Origin of the sequence: Flavobacterium sp. (assembly GCF_041392005.1) — a bacterium.
GTDB lineage: Bacteria > Bacteroidota > Bacteroidia > Flavobacteriales > Flavobacteriaceae > Flavobacterium.
In genome coordinates this window covers 31,816-45,946 of record NZ_JAWKMX010000008.1, presented here as the reverse complement: position 1 = coordinate 45,946, position 14,131 = coordinate 31,816, and the positions used below count along the sequence as shown (strand labels likewise).

Annotated in this window: 8 protein-coding genes, 1 tRNA gene and 3 rRNA genes; 3 read left to right on the top strand and 9 right to left on the bottom strand. The window is 35.6% G+C overall.

Annotated features, from left to right (window positions below):
- Nucleotides 1-15 precede the first annotated feature (15 nt).
- Both R2808_RS05855 and R2808_RS05850 read left to right on the top strand, forming a co-directional pair.
- Nucleotides 16-1,542: a helix-turn-helix domain-containing protein gene (locus R2808_RS05855; RefSeq protein ID WP_371270023.1), complete on the top strand. Its 1,527-nt coding sequence runs from the start codon at nucleotides 16-18 to the stop codon at nucleotides 1,540-1,542.
- A complete protein-coding gene (locus tag R2808_RS05850; RefSeq protein ID WP_371270022.1) occupies nucleotides 1,542-2,663 on the top strand; it encodes a tetratricopeptide repeat protein in 1,122 nt (373 codons plus the stop codon). The genes R2808_RS05855 and R2808_RS05850 overlap by 1 nt, the downstream gene beginning before the upstream one ends.
- Here the strand turns inward: R2808_RS05850 and R2808_RS05845 are convergent.
- Nucleotides 2,660-3,214, bottom strand: coding sequence for a DUF6642 family protein (locus R2808_RS05845; RefSeq protein ID WP_371270021.1), 555 nt, complete (start codon nucleotides 3,212-3,214; stop codon nucleotides 2,660-2,662). The two genes, R2808_RS05850 and R2808_RS05845, sit on opposite strands and share 4 nt — an antisense overlap.
- A 37-nt stretch (nucleotides 3,215-3,251) precedes the next feature.
- The gene (locus R2808_RS05840) at nucleotides 3,252-3,770 is read right to left on the bottom strand and encodes an NUDIX domain-containing protein (protein WP_371270020.1); all 519 of its coding nucleotides are present in this window, start codon (nucleotides 3,768-3,770) and stop codon (nucleotides 3,252-3,254) included.
- 129 nt (nucleotides 3,771-3,899) lie between these two features.
- Here R2808_RS05840 and R2808_RS05835 point away from each other — a divergent pair, with 129 nt between their 5' ends.
- Entirely contained in the window at nucleotides 3,900-5,123 is a 1,224-nt protein-coding gene (locus R2808_RS05835) for a glycosyltransferase (RefSeq protein ID WP_371270019.1), read from the top strand.
- Between the two features lie 335 nt (nucleotides 5,124-5,458).
- Here the strand turns inward: R2808_RS05835 and rrf are convergent.
- The 7 genes from rrf to pfkA all read right to left on the bottom strand — a co-directional run bounded on the left by rrf (nucleotide 5,459) and on the right by pfkA (nucleotide 14,015).
- A 5S ribosomal RNA gene (gene rrf, locus R2808_RS05830) occupies nucleotides 5,459-5,568 on the bottom strand.
- Nucleotides 5,569-5,731: 163 nt separating this feature from the next.
- Nucleotides 5,732-8,585 (bottom strand): 23S ribosomal RNA (locus tag R2808_RS05825).
- Between the two features lie 359 nt (nucleotides 8,586-8,944).
- Nucleotides 8,945-9,016 (bottom strand) — tRNA-Ile (locus R2808_RS05820).
- A gap of 79 nt (nucleotides 9,017-9,095) precedes the next feature.
- Nucleotides 9,096-10,592: ribosomal RNA gene (locus tag R2808_RS05815) — 16S ribosomal RNA — on the bottom strand.
- The 16S, 23S and 5S rRNA genes sit together here with 1 tRNA gene alongside, the layout of an rRNA operon.
- A 457-nt stretch (nucleotides 10,593-11,049) precedes the next feature.
- The gene (locus tag R2808_RS05810; protein WP_371270018.1) at nucleotides 11,050-11,901 is read right to left on the bottom strand and encodes a BadF/BadG/BcrA/BcrD ATPase family protein; all 852 of its coding nucleotides are present in this window, start codon (nucleotides 11,899-11,901) and stop codon (nucleotides 11,050-11,052) included.
- Between the two features lie 102 nt (nucleotides 11,902-12,003).
- Entirely contained in the window at nucleotides 12,004-13,014 is a 1,011-nt protein-coding gene (gap, locus tag R2808_RS05805) for a type I glyceraldehyde-3-phosphate dehydrogenase (protein WP_371270017.1), read from the bottom strand.
- A gap of 14 nt (nucleotides 13,015-13,028) precedes the next feature.
- On the bottom strand, nucleotides 13,029-14,015 hold the full coding sequence (gene pfkA / locus R2808_RS05800) for a 6-phosphofructokinase (protein ID WP_371270016.1): 987 nt from the start codon (nucleotides 14,013-14,015) through the stop codon (nucleotides 13,029-13,031).
- Nucleotides 14,016-14,131: the final 116 nt, after the last annotated feature.

Sequence of the window (14,131 nt, the reverse complement as noted above, 5' to 3'; positions counted from 1 at the left end):
AAAACTAAAAAGCGCTTGAGAACCATTTTATTGATATTACTTTTAAATTTTACTACTATTGTAACAGGTCAAAATAAAGGCGATTTTAATTATTTTTTTGAAAAATCTATTACGAACCTTTATAACGACCCCGATGCGTGTATTACACTTTCTCAAAGTTTAATTGTAAACGATAAAAATGATGATAATAAAATTGTATATCAAAATATTTTAAGCCAGTCGTACGCGTTAAAAGGCGATTTTTTAAATGCTATAAAAACCATAATTTATACAAATAGTTTAAAAGATTCGTATAAAAGTAAATTTCAACAAAATTATTTAGATTTTTCACTAGCCGATCAGTATCAAAATTTAGGTTTATACGAACAATCTAAAAAAATAATTGATCAATTTTTAAACGATACTAACTTTTTATCTAGTCCAAAAAATAAACCCTTATTAGGAAAATTATACCAGTTACAAGCACTAAATTTTGTAGTTACTAAAAAATATGATACAGCATTAAGTTTATTTGCTAAAAGCAATGCTAATTTAACTGATAAAACCGAAGAAAATGCTATTTTAAAAATTGAAAACGAATTATTTAAAGCACTAATTTATACAAATACTAAACAAGTAGAAAAAGCAATTGCTTTATTTGAAGAAGTTTTAAGTAAAGAAACACTCAATCGGTATGATTTTTTATATGCACTAGCTAGAGAAAATGCTGCTCGCGCTTATTTTTTAAATCAAAATGTTTCAAAAGCAATTGCATTATTAACTGAAGCTTTAGTAAAAATAGACGCAAAAGATTATAAACAACTTAAAAAACGAGTTTTTGATGGACTTTCTAATGCGTACTTAAGTCAGAAAAACGAAACAGAGTATAAGTATTATCAAAATTTATCGGTTGCTTTAAAACAAGAATTAGATAAAAACAAAAAATCGGCTATTAATTTATTAGTTAGCGAATTAGAATTTATAGAAAAAGAAAAAATTCAGTATAACAAGCAAAAATTGACCGATACTAGTTATGTTACTTTTTCGTTTTCAATTGCACTTTTGTTAATTTTAGGAAGCTTATTTTTTTACACGACCAAAACTTCTAAATCGTTAACCAAACAAATAGATTTTTTTGAAAAATTACAAGAAAAAAATACAATTAATACAACCGAAACTGTAGCTAAAAAAGTAAATGTATTATCTGAAGAAAAAGAAAATGAACTATTAGCAAAATTAGAAATTTTTGAAAATTCAGAACACTATTTAAGCAACCAAATGTCGTTGCCACTTTTAGCCGCAGAACTCGATACTAATATTAAATACCTATCTGAAGTTATTCGAAAATTTAAAAATAAAAATTTTAACAGTTATATTAATGAACTACGAATTCAGCATTTGGTAAAAATATTAAAAACAAATCCTAGTTATTTAAATTATAAAGTAAGCTATTTAGCCGAAATTTCAGGTTTTTCATCGCATAGCGCATTTACAGCCGTTTTTAAATCTATTACAGGAATTTCGCCAAATGATTTTATAAAAAAACTATCCGATAATTTATAATGAAACTATTTATTTTCCATATTATTTTAATTATACTATTGCCTAATAGTAGTTTTAGTCAAGAAAAAAATGATACTTTCTATGAAAGTATTCAACCTTATTTGTATGAAAACCCTAATAAAGCCATAACAATTGCTAAAAATAAAATTAGTGAAGAAAAAAATATTGATATTCAAATTAAATATTACTTGTATTTAGCAAAAGCTTATACCGCAAAGAGAGATTTTGATGCTTCTTTTAAAACACTTTTAAATGCTAAAGCAATTGTAGAGAAATCGAGTAATATAGCTTCTAAAATAGATGTTTTAATCTTAATTGCCATTCAGTACCAACAAATGGAATTGTACAACAAATGTTTAGAAACCCTAGACGAAGTAGATGCCATTTGCGCCAATTTAAACACTACTTTTAGTAATGAAAAATATAGCTGGCTAGGAAAAATATATGCTATTAGAGGTATTATTTACAAATCTTCGGAAAATTACGATATTGCATTAGAAAAATTTTTAAAAGCAATACATAATTTAAAAAATGCGCCACAATCTATTGCGAATACTAATAATACCAGCATAGTTTATTACAATATGGGGTATTGTTTTTTATTGTTACACAACAACTCTGAAGCCGAAATTAATTTTAAAAAAGCTATAAATTATGCTAAAAAATCGAAAGCTGTTAGTTTAGAAGCTTATGCTTTAAAAGGTTTAGGCGATAATTATTTTTTACAAAAAGAATACAATTTAGCACTTACTAATTTTGAAAATGCAAAAGTTAAAGCTTCAAAAATAGGCGATGTAGTGTTAAACGAAGGAATTTATAAAGGATTAGCCGATAGCTATTTAAGTATTGGTAATTTTAATGAATATAATGTGCACAACGAATTGTATAAAAAAACGCAGTTCGAAAGAGAACAAAACGAATTAAAATCGATTAATTCTTTACTTAACAATATTGACAATACTACACAAAATAGCATTAAAGAAATGGAAAATCGTTATACAATTATTACTACAAGTATTGCTATAATAACGTTTTTAATGAGTTTCTTTTTTATTTTTAAAACACTTAAAATAAACAAATTAAATAAAGAAAAACAAAAAAGAATTGCTGCAATTATTTAATAATACATTCTAAACCCTAAAGTGGTACACAAGTTATATTGTTTATCGAAAAGTGTTTCTACCGTTTCAAAAATGGTATCGCTTTGCTCGTAAATTGAAAAATATAAGTTGTCGAGCATAGTGCTTACTATTGGTACGCAATTACAGTAGCCAGAAATTGCCTTAGCTCCAGTAACATCTAAAAAATATTGAAACGTTTCTTCTTCTAATTCGAGCTGAAATAAATTAGCAAAATGAATTATTTTATCTTGTAATTTTCCTTCGAAAAGTTCGGCAATTTCTTCAAATGAAAAACAATAATTACCCATTACAATTTGGTTTTCTCTTCCTTTTACAACTAAATAAATAACGGCATAATCGTTAAAATGCTTATCTTCATATAAAAGAGTGCTTAAGCTTTCTTCAAAAGTATCAATACTATCGCAGGTTTTGTAAACGCTTGTTATACCGTATTGTAAAGCTAAATTTTCTAACGATGTTAAAACAACACTTTTTTTGACTATTTCAACATCTTCAACTAATTCTAAACAATAAATGTAATTATTTTTCAATTTCTAATATATGTTTTACTTATAAAGTAACAAAAATTTATATTTCAATGCAATACTGCTCTTTAATAACTTTTTGTATTGAAACAAAACCTATTTGGTTTAACTTAATTTCTGAACGTTTTACCCAAATTAAATCGCTAATTTCATCTTCAGCATTAATTTTTAAAACATCCGATTTTAATTGACATTCATAAAAAATATCCATTGTTCTATAAGGAACATTTTTATACAAATAATTATTAGGCGCAGTGGTTATATAATGTAAATCTTTAGGTAAAATAAGCAAATTCAATTCTTCTTGTATTTCGCGGCAAGCAGCTTGTTCAGCATTTTCATTTGGATCAATAAATCCGCCTGGTAAATCCCATTTTCCCCTATCGGGATCAACATTCCTTACGGTAAATAAAATTTTATCTTCAAAAGTAAAAATTACAGCAACGGCAGCCGCAATATTATGAAAGTATGTAAAACCACAATCGTTACAATGAAACCGTACATTATTAGGAAATTCAAAATTTTGTGATTTACAATTCGGACAGTACTTAAAAAACGTCATCAATTAGTGATTAGTGATTAGTGATTAGTGATTAGTGATTAGTGATTAGTGCAAATTTACTTTTTACTTTTTACTTTTTACTTTTTACTTTTTACTTTTTACTTTTTACTTTATAATTATCTTTGTGCTATGCAAAATCATTTAGTAATAATAGGAAACGTTTGGCCAGAACCTAGTGCTACTGCTGCAGGTAGTAGAATGTTACAACTAATCGATTTATTTAAAAGCTATAATTTTAGTATTACATTTTTAACTTCGGCAAAAAAAAACGAATTTTCTTTTGATTTAGCCAGTATAAATATACAAACTCGTAGTATAGAACTTAATAACAATTCGTTTAATACCGTTATTACAACTCTAAACCCAACAGCTGTTTTATTCGATCGTTTCATAACCGAAGAACAATATGGCTGGCGAGTAACAGAAAATTGCCCAAACGCTTTAAAAATATTAGATACCGAAGATTTACATTTTTTAAGAAAAGCTAGAGAAAATGCCTTTAAAAAGCAACGCAATTTAATTTTCGAAGATTACTTATCCGATATATTTAAACGAGAAATAGCCGCTATTTACAGATGCGATTTAAGCTTAATTATCTCAGAATATGAAATAGATTTATTAACCAATACCTTTAAAATAGACCGTTCACTTCTATTTTATTTACCTTTTTTAATAGATAATATAAATAAAAACCAACCTACATTTTCAGAACGAAAGCATTTTATGAGTATTGGCAACTTTCTGCACGAACCCAATTGGCAAACGGTTTTGCAATTAAAAACAGTTTGGAAAACAATTAAAAAAGAACTTCCCGAAACAGAATTGCATATATATGGCGCCTATACAAGCAATAAAGTAAATCAATTGCATAACGAAAAAGAAGGTTTTCTTATAAAAGGAAGAGCAAATTCTAGTAAAGAAGTGTACAAAAAATATCGCGTACTACTTGCTCCTATTCCATTTGGTGCTGGTCTAAAAGGAAAACTATTCGAGAGTATGCAATACGGTTTACCAAACATTACCAATTCCATTGGTGCCGAAGCCATGCAATTTAATAAAACTTGGAACGGATTTATTACAAACAACAAGAGTCAATTTATTACAAAAACGATACAACTCTATACTAATGAAAACATTTGGAACAAATGTCAAAACAATGGCTATATTATTTTAGAAAATAAATTTAACACCAACCTATTTAAAAGTAAATTTATTGAACAAATAAATTATCTCATAAATAATACAAAAAAACATCGCCAGCACAACTTTTTAGGTCAGCTATTTCAGCATCATACCTTACAGAGCACAAAATTTATGAGTAAATGGATTGAAGTAAAAAATTCATTAAATTAGAGCACTTTTTTCATTTTTCAAAACACGTACTCTTCCCGCTATCGCCTGTACTCGATGCTTGGCTCTATCGGGGCTAATAAACACCTAAGTCTTTGTAATTAGCGATTTAGCAAATGTGACAATGAAGCACAATTAGAAAATTAGCGAATTTGAAAATACTAGTGATTTTACCTTTTTATCATTTCCCTTTTACCTAAAACATTTCACTCAACTTTCGACTTTTTACCTTTGCTAATTTTCAACATCCGACATTCAACATTCATTTGATGGACTTTTGACATTCGACATATATTAAACAAAAAAGCCTGTCTAAATAATAGACAGGCTTTTCAAAAGAAAGGCAGCGACCTACTCTCCCACATTACTGCAGTACCATCGGCGCTATCGGGCTTAACTTCTCTGTTCGGAATGGGAAGAGGTGAGCCCCGACGCAATAACCACCTTAAGTTTTTAGTTTTCAGTTCACAGTTTTTAGTTTACAGTTTTACAACTCTTAACTTGCCAACTCAAAACTCATAACTGCAACTTTGTTGCTAATATTTTAACATATTGAGAAAAAAAAGAATTTAAATAAGAAAGAAGTTTCCCCCGCAATTAAGCGGAGACGTGTACATAAGCTTACGGGTTATTAGTACTACTCGACTATGACATTACTGCCTTTACATCTATAGCCTATCAACCTAGTCATCTTCTAGGACCCTTTAAAGAAAATCTCATCTTGTGGTGGGTTTCGCGCTTATATGCTTTCAGCGCTTATCCCTTCCGAACGTAGCTACTCTGCAATGCCCCTGGCGAGACAACAGATACACCAGCGGTTCGTCCAATTCAGTCCTCTCGTACTAGAATCAGATCCACTCAAATTTCTAACGCCCGCAGTAGATAGAGACCGAACTGTCTCACGACGTTCTGAACCCAGCTCGCGTGCCACTTTAATGGGCAGGTGGCCCAACCCTTGGGACTTCTCCAGCCCCAGGATGTGACGAGCCGACATCGAGGTGCCAAACCCCCCGTCGATGTGAAACTCTTGGGGAGATCAGCCTGTTATCCCGGCGTACCTTTTATCTAACTGAGCGATGGCCCTTCCATGCGGAACCACCGGATCACTATATACTTTCGTACCTGATCGACCTGTATGTCTCTCAGTCAAAGCTCCCTTATGCCATTGCACTCTACGCACGGTTACCAAGCGTGCTGAGGGAACCTTTAGAAGCCTCCGTTACTCTTTTGGAGGCGACCACCCCAGTCAAACTACCCACCAAGCAATGTCCCCCGCAATCGCGGGTTGGAGCTCCAGACAAGCAAAGGGTGGTATTTCAGCAATAGCTCCACAACGCCTAGCGACGCCACTTCATAGTCTCCCACCTATCCTACACATCACGTGTCCAAGGTCAATACTAAGCTATAGTAAAGGTCTGTGGTCTTTCGTCCCACTGCGGGTAATCGGCATCTTCACCGATACTACAATTTCACCGAGGTTTCATGGCTGAGACAGTGTCCAGATCATTACACCATTCTGATGCAGGTCGGAACTTACCCGACAAGGAATTTCGCTACCTTAGGACCGTTATAGTTACGGCCGCCGTTTACTGGGGCTTCAATTCAATGCTTCTCCGAAGATAACATCTCCTCTTAACCTTCCAGCACCGGGCAGGTGTCAGGCCCTATACGTCATCTTACGATTTTGCAAATTACTGTGTTTTTGATAAGCAGTCGCCTGGACCTCTTCACTGCGGCCCCGATTATTACATCAGGGCGACCTCTCTCCCGAAGTTCTGAGGTCTATTTTGCTAATTCCTTAGCCATGAATCTCTCGAAGCGCTAGGATTCTCTCCTCAACTTCTGTGTCGGTTTACGGTACGGGTATATCATCTAAGTTTAGAAACTTTTCTTGGAAGCCCTTAGGCACACTATCTCTTTGTCCGAAGACGCTGAGTACTATCGGTGCTTGCCATTCTCTACGGATTTGCCTATAAAAAGATATAGCTACAACCTTCAACGAACAATTCCGTCTGTTCGCGTTGCTCATCACTCCGTCATTCCATCACAATGATAAGTAATAGAATATTAACCCGTTGGCCATCGACTTCCCCCTTCGGGTACGCCTTAGGACCCGACCAACCATAAGCTTTAATTGGCATGTTGAGGAAACCTTAGTTTTTCGGTGTGTGCGGGTTTCTCGCCCGCATTATCGTTACTTATGCCTACATTTGCTTTTCTAAACAGGTCCAGCAAACCTCGCAGTTTACCTTCAACTTGGTTAGGAATGCTCCCCTACCACTGTATTTGCCTTACAATCCATAATGGTAGTATACTTATGCCCGATTATTATCCATGCTCGCCCGCTCGACTAGTGAGCTGTTACGCACTCTTTAAATGAATGGCTGCTTCCAAGCCAACATCCTAGCTGTCTAAACAGGCAAACCGCGTTTTTCAACTTAGCATACATTTAGGGACCTTAGCTGATGGTCTGGGTTCTTTCCCTCTCGGACATGGACCTTAGCACCCATGCCCTCACTGATTATTATCATTTTCTTAGCATTCGAGGTTTGTCGAGGTGAGTGAGGCGGTAAAACCCACATCCAATCAGTAGCTCTACCTCTAGTAAACTATTATAAGCGCTGCCCCTAAAGGCATTTCGGTACGAGCTATTTCCAGGATTGATTGGCGCTGCCCTACCACAAATTCATCCGAAGACTTTTCAACGTCAACCGGTTCAGTCCTCCACTGTGTGTTACCACAGCTTCAACCTGCCCATGGGTAGATCTGGTTTCGCGTCTACCATTACTGACTATAGCGCGCCCTATTCAGACTCGCTTTCGCTACGGATCCGTGCCCAATACCTTATCCTTGCCAGCAACGGTAACTCATTAGGCTCATTATGCAAAAGGCACGCCGTCACCAAATAAATTGGCTCCGACCACTTGTAAGCGTATGGTTTCAGGATCTATTTCACTCCGTTATTCACGGTTCTTTTCACCCTCACGGTCTTGGTTCACTATCGGTCTCTCAGGAGTATTTAGCCTTAGCGGATGGTCCCTTCAGGTCCTCTGAGGTTTCACGTGCCGCACTACTCGGGATACTGCTATCTTACTACGCTTTATATACGGGACTATCACCCTCTGTGGTTAACCTTTCCAGGTTATTCTAATTCATTATAGCTCGAATATCGCAGTCCTACAACCCCGTTATTGCCGTAACAACAACGGTTTGGGCTAGTCCGCGTTCGCTCGCCACTACTTACGGAATCACTTTTTGTTTCTTCTCCTCCGCCTACTTAGATGTTTCAGTTCAGCGGGTTCACTCACCTATCGGTGTACTATGTCTTCAACATAGTGGGTTGCCCCATTCGGATATCTGCGGATCAACTCGTATGTGCCAATCCCCACCGCTTTTCGCAGCTTATCACGTCCTTCATCGCCTCTGAGCCTAGGCATCCCCCATACGCCCTTATTTTGCTTATTGTACTTTTTAGATTAAACTTATAGCTTATAGCTATCAGCTTAAAACTGTGCTTTCTATTCTACTTATTATATTTTTTCTCAATATGTCAATGACTTTTCTTAATTGATTAGTACCTAGTAATTAGTGATTAGTTTTTTTTTACTAATTACTATTCACTCTACTATTCACTTGAATAGTGGAGAATGTCGAGGTCGGGCAGTGACCTCCTGCGTGCAAGGCGGGCGCTCTAGCCAGCTGAGCTGTCCCCATTCTTAAATTCAGAATTATGAATTCAGAATTACGAATTTTGAATTCTCAACTTCCAGAATTTCCTTTTATTGTCTAGTTTTAATTGTGTTATAATTCGTAATTAAAAAAAGTAGTCCCGAACTGATCGAACTGCCGACCCCTACATTATCAGTGTAGTACTCTAACCAGCTGACTACGGAACTCTCAGCATTTTAATAGTTTTGAACCAACAGCTAGAAAATAAAATAATGCCTAAAATAACTTAATTTTATCGTTTCTCTAAAAGGAGGTGTTCCAGCCGCACCTTTCCGGTACGGCTACCTTGTTACGACCCCAGCCCCAGTTACGGTTTTACCCTAGAGCAGCTCCTTGCGGCGACCGACTTCAGGTACCCCCAGCTTCCATGGCTTGACGGGCGGTGTGTACAAGGCCGGGAACGTATTCACCGGATCATAGCTGATATCCGATTACTAGCGATTCCAGCTTCATGAGTCAGGTTGCAGACTCCAATCCGAACAGACCGGTTTTATAGATTACATCCTATCGCTAGGTAGCTGCTCTCTGTACCGGCCATTGGCACATTGTGTGGCCCGGGACGGCAGGAGCCGTGATGATTTGATCATCCCCACCTTCCTCTGGTTTTACACCGGCAGTCTTGTTAGAGTTCCCTTGTGCTGGCAACTAACAACAGGGGTTGCGCTCGTTATAGGACTTGAACCTGACACCTCAGGCGAGCTTTGACGACAACCATGCAGCACCTTGAAAGACGTCGAAGAAAGTACTGTTTCCAATAACGTCGTCTCCCATTTAAGCCCTGGTAAAGGTTCTCGCGTATCATCGAATTAAACCACATGCTCCACACCGCTTGTGCGGGAGTACACGTCAATTCCTTTGAGTTTCACACTTGCGTGCGTACTCCCCAGGTGGGATACTTATCACTTTCAGCCACTCAACATAAATGCCGAACAGCTAGTATCCATCGTTTACGGCGTGGACTACCAGGGTATCTAATCTTGTTCGCTACCCACGCTTTCGTCCATCAGCGTCAATCGTCTGTTGTGTACTGCCTTCGCAATTGGTATTCCATGTAATATCTAAGCATTTCACCGCTACACTACATATTCTAGTTACTTCACAAAAATTAAGTCTACAGTATCAATGGCAGTTTCCCGGAGTTGAGCTGGGAGATTTTCATGACTTATAAGACCGCCTACGGACCCTTTAAACCCAATGATTCCGGATAACGCTCGAATCCTCCGTATTACCGCGGCTGCTGGCACGGAGTTAGCCGATCCTTATTCTTACAGTACCGTCAAACTAGTTCACGAACTAGCGTTTCTTCGTGCAAAAGCAGTTTACAACCCATAGAGACCGTCTTCCTGCACGCGGCATGGCTGGGTCAGAGTTGCCTCCATTGCCCAATATTCCTCACTGCTGCCTCCCGTAGGAGTCTGGTCCGTATCTCAGTACCAGTGTGGGGGATCTCCCTCTCAGGACCCCTACCATCATCGTCTTGGTAAGCCGTTACCTTACCAACTAATAATGGGACGCATGCTCATCTTGTACCGTTGGAACTTTAATCATCAAATGATGCCATTCGATAATACTATGGGGTATTAATCCAAATTTCTCTGGGCTATCCCCTTTGTACAAGGTAGATTGCATACGCGTTACGCACCCGTCGCCGGTCTCATAAGTGCAAGCACTTACTACCCCTCGACTTGCATGTGTTAGGCTGCGCTAGCGTTCATCCTGAGCCAGGATCAAACTCTTCATCGTATATTATAATATTATTCGATAAATTGCTAGGTTATTCTTAATATCGCCTTACTTTCTTATTTTTGTATGCTGTTAATCCAATATGTCTAAAGACGTATTCTTCTCTTTTATTTCGCTAATTTTAACGAGTGCAAAAAGTAGTAACTTTTTTTTATCTGGCAAATGTTTTTGAAACTTTTTTTGAAAAATTGAAAACGCACAAAACATAAGGAACCTCTACTGCTTTTCCGTTTCTAAACGGACGGCAAAGATACTAGCTTTATTCCTTATTATCCAAATAAATTTTAAGTTTTTTTAAAACTTTTATTTATATAAACAAAACACCCTAAATCCAATGAACATGCCTTATCTAGAAAAGGTTATTAATACTCTTTTTCTTTTTTGCAAACTTTTTCCAACCTTTTTTATAAAGTTTTTTACTATAACCTTACTAACAGAGTGTTAGCTATTCGTAAAATTAATTGTTTGTGATATGGTATTCTATTAAACCATCTATTGGTCTTCGAAGAATTTTTCCAATAGTAATGTTGTTATTTGTAAGAATTTCCATTAACTCTTCTTTTAAATAAAAAGCTATTGAACCCACAAAATGCACTGGAACTTTTTGATATTCTTCAAATTGTTTTATATAATTTTCGACAAAAGCTTCCATTTCAAAATGAATATACTTTTTACAAAAATCGGTGTCTTTGTGCTTTATTAAAAATTTAGCAAATTTTGCTAAGTAAGCATTTGGGTTTGGTTCTTTGTACAATTTATTTTTAACAAAATCGGCATCTAAATTGTATTCGTTTTCAAATTCTTCTGCCATTTTCTTAGGCATTTTATTAAAAAAATAGCCTCGTAAAAGATGTCGCCCGAAACGGTTACCACTACAATCGTCCATAGCAATATAGCCTAGAGATTGTACTTTTTGATGCAAAATATTTCCATCGAAATAGCTACAATTTGAACCCGTGCCTAATATAGAAACAATTGCTTTTTCATTTTTTGGGGTTGTGGCATAAACGGCCGCATAGGTATCTTCGTTTACTGTAATTACTGCATTTATAAAATATTCTTGAAGTACTTCTTTGAGAAATTTTTGCATTCTACTGGTTCCACAACCAGCGCCATAAAAAAACAGATGAGTTGTTTTTGTTCTATTGTGCGAAATATCGAATTTATCATTTAACCGATTAAGAATTTCTTCTTTAGACAACACTTCGGGGTTTAAACCAAGAGATTGAGTGGTAAAAAAAACTTTTCCGTTTTCGTCTAACGCAATCCAATCGGCTTTTGTAGAGCCGCTATCAACAATTAATTTCATCTGTATAATTTCTATAAATAAAGGTAAAAACCTTTTGTGTTATTTTATTTCAAAAAATAAACCTCTATAAAAGAATATAATATAGAGGCTTATTATTGTTTTTTATTTTAAAGTTGAAATGTGTAATGCTAAATCGATTAACTTACTTGAGTATCCGTATTCGTTATCGTACCAAGATACTAGCTTGAAAAAAGTAGAATTTAATCCGATTCCCGCATTAGCATCTACGATTGAAGTTCTAGAATCGGAAACAAAATCTTGAGACACTACTAAATCTTCGGTATAACCTAAAATTCCTTTCATTGAGGTTTCTGAAGCATTTTTTATTACTTTCATAATTTCTTCGTAAGTAGTTTCTTTTGCTACTTTTACGGTTAAATCAACAACAGAAACGTCAGCAGTAGGCACACGCATTGACATACCCGTTAATTTACCGTTTAAGTCTGGAATTACTTTACCTACCGCTTTAGCAGCTCCAGTTGAAGCAGGGATAATGTTTAATAAAGCTGCTCTACCGCCACGGAAATCTTTACGTGAAGGACCATCAACTGTTAATTGTGTAGCAGTTGTTGCGTGTACTGTTGTCATTAAACCTTCAACTATTCCGAAATTATCGTTAATAACTTTGGCTAATGGCGCTAAACAGTTTGTTGTACAAGAAGCATTTGAAACGATAGTATCAGCTGCCGTTGCTTTATCGTGGTTTACACCCATTACAAACATTGGCGCATCTGCAGATGGCGCTGAAATTACTACTTTTTTAGCACCACCTTTAATATGAGCTTGTGCTTTTTCTATAGTCGTAAAAATACCCGTACATTCTGCAACGATATCTACATCTACTTTTTCGTCGTCCCACTTAATTAATGTTGGGTCTTTTTCTGCAGTTACACGAATAAATTTATCGTTTACATATAATTGTCCGTCTTTTACTTCTACTTTACCAGCGAAATTTCCGTGAACTGAATCGTATTTTAATAAATAGGCTAAATGTTCTACATCTAACAAATCATTAATAGCTACAACTTCTACATTATCTCTGTTTAAGGTTTCTCTAAAAACAATACGACCTATTCTTCCAAAGCCGTTAATTCCTAATTTTAATTTTGACATTTTTATATTTATTTTTAAATTGACATTATATCGGAAACTTTTAGTAGTTCTCTATCTACTTCGGTGCTTCCTTTTATAGCTTGATCGATAGGTGTTAGTGTTACTTTATCGTTTAACAATCCTACCATATAATTTGTTTTACCTTCGAGTAACGACTCTACTGCTTTTACACCTAACCGTGAAGCTAGTACACGATCGAAACACGATGGAGAGCCGCCACGTTGCATATGTCCTAAAACCGATACGCGCACATCGTATTCGGGCATATTTTGTTCTACATAATCTTTAAGTTCGAAAACATTTTTACCTGTTTTATCGCCTTCTGCTACAACCACTATACTTGACGATTTACCAGAAAGCTTACTTCTTTTTAAAGAGTCTAAAAGTCGGTCTAAACCTAGGTTTTCTTCTGGAATTAATATTTCTTCGGCTCCAGCACCTATACCTGCATTTAATGCTATATGTCCTGCATCGCGCCCCATTACTTCTACAAAAAACAAACGATTGTGAGAACTAGCTGTATCTCTAATTTTATCGATTACTTCGACAACTGTATTAAGTGCTGTATCGTAGCCTAAAGTATGGCTTGTTCCATAAATATCGTTATCTATAGTTCCTGGAATTCCGATGATTGGCACATTAAATTCTTTATTAAAAACTTGAGCTCCGGTAAATGAACCATCGCCACCGATAACAATTAGTGCATCAATATCGGCTTTTTTGAAGTTTGTGTAGGCTTTTTGGCGTCCTTCTTTTGTCATAAATTCTTTAGAACGAGCCGATTTTAAGATTGTTCCGCCTTTGTTTACGATATCTTTCACAGAACGCGGTCCCATTAGCTTAAAGTCGCCTTCAATCATACCTTGGTAACCTCTGTAAATACCTATACAATCTACACCATGATAGGCGCAAGTGCGAACTACAGAACGGATAGCAGCATTCATTCCGGGCGAATCGCCACCAGAGGTAAGTACTGCAATTTTTTTAATTTTTTCTAACATTAAAATTAATTTATTGTAAAATTACTAAAGGAATTTAAAAAAAGAAACGATTTAATTAAAGATGTGTATTTTTTTGAGAAATTCAAACGTTTTCGTTAATAACTTTTTACATTATG

What these genes read in the sequence shown, in the direction of transcription:
- R2808_RS05835 (WP_371270019.1), top strand. Translation starts at nt 3,900, where the DNA reads ATGCAAAATCATTTAGTAATAATAGGAAACGTTTGGCCAGAACCTAGT.
- R2808_RS05810 (WP_371270018.1), bottom strand. Translation starts at nt 11,901, where the DNA reads ATGAAATTAATTGTTGATAGCGGCTCTACAAAAGCCGATTGGATTGCG.
- gap (WP_371270017.1), bottom strand. Translation starts at nt 13,014, where the DNA reads ATGTCAAAATTAAAATTAGGAATTAACGGCTTTGGAAGAATAGGTCGT.
- pfkA (WP_371270016.1), bottom strand. Translation starts at nt 14,015, where the DNA reads ATGTTAGAAAAAATTAAAAAAATTGCAGTACTTACCTCTGGTGGCGAT.
- R2808_RS05840 (WP_371270020.1), bottom strand. Translation starts at nt 3,770, where the DNA reads ATGACGTTTTTTAAGTACTGTCCGAATTGTAAATCACAAAATTTTGAA.
- R2808_RS05850 (WP_371270022.1), top strand. Translation starts at nt 1,542, where the DNA reads ATGAAACTATTTATTTTCCATATTATTTTAATTATACTATTGCCTAAT.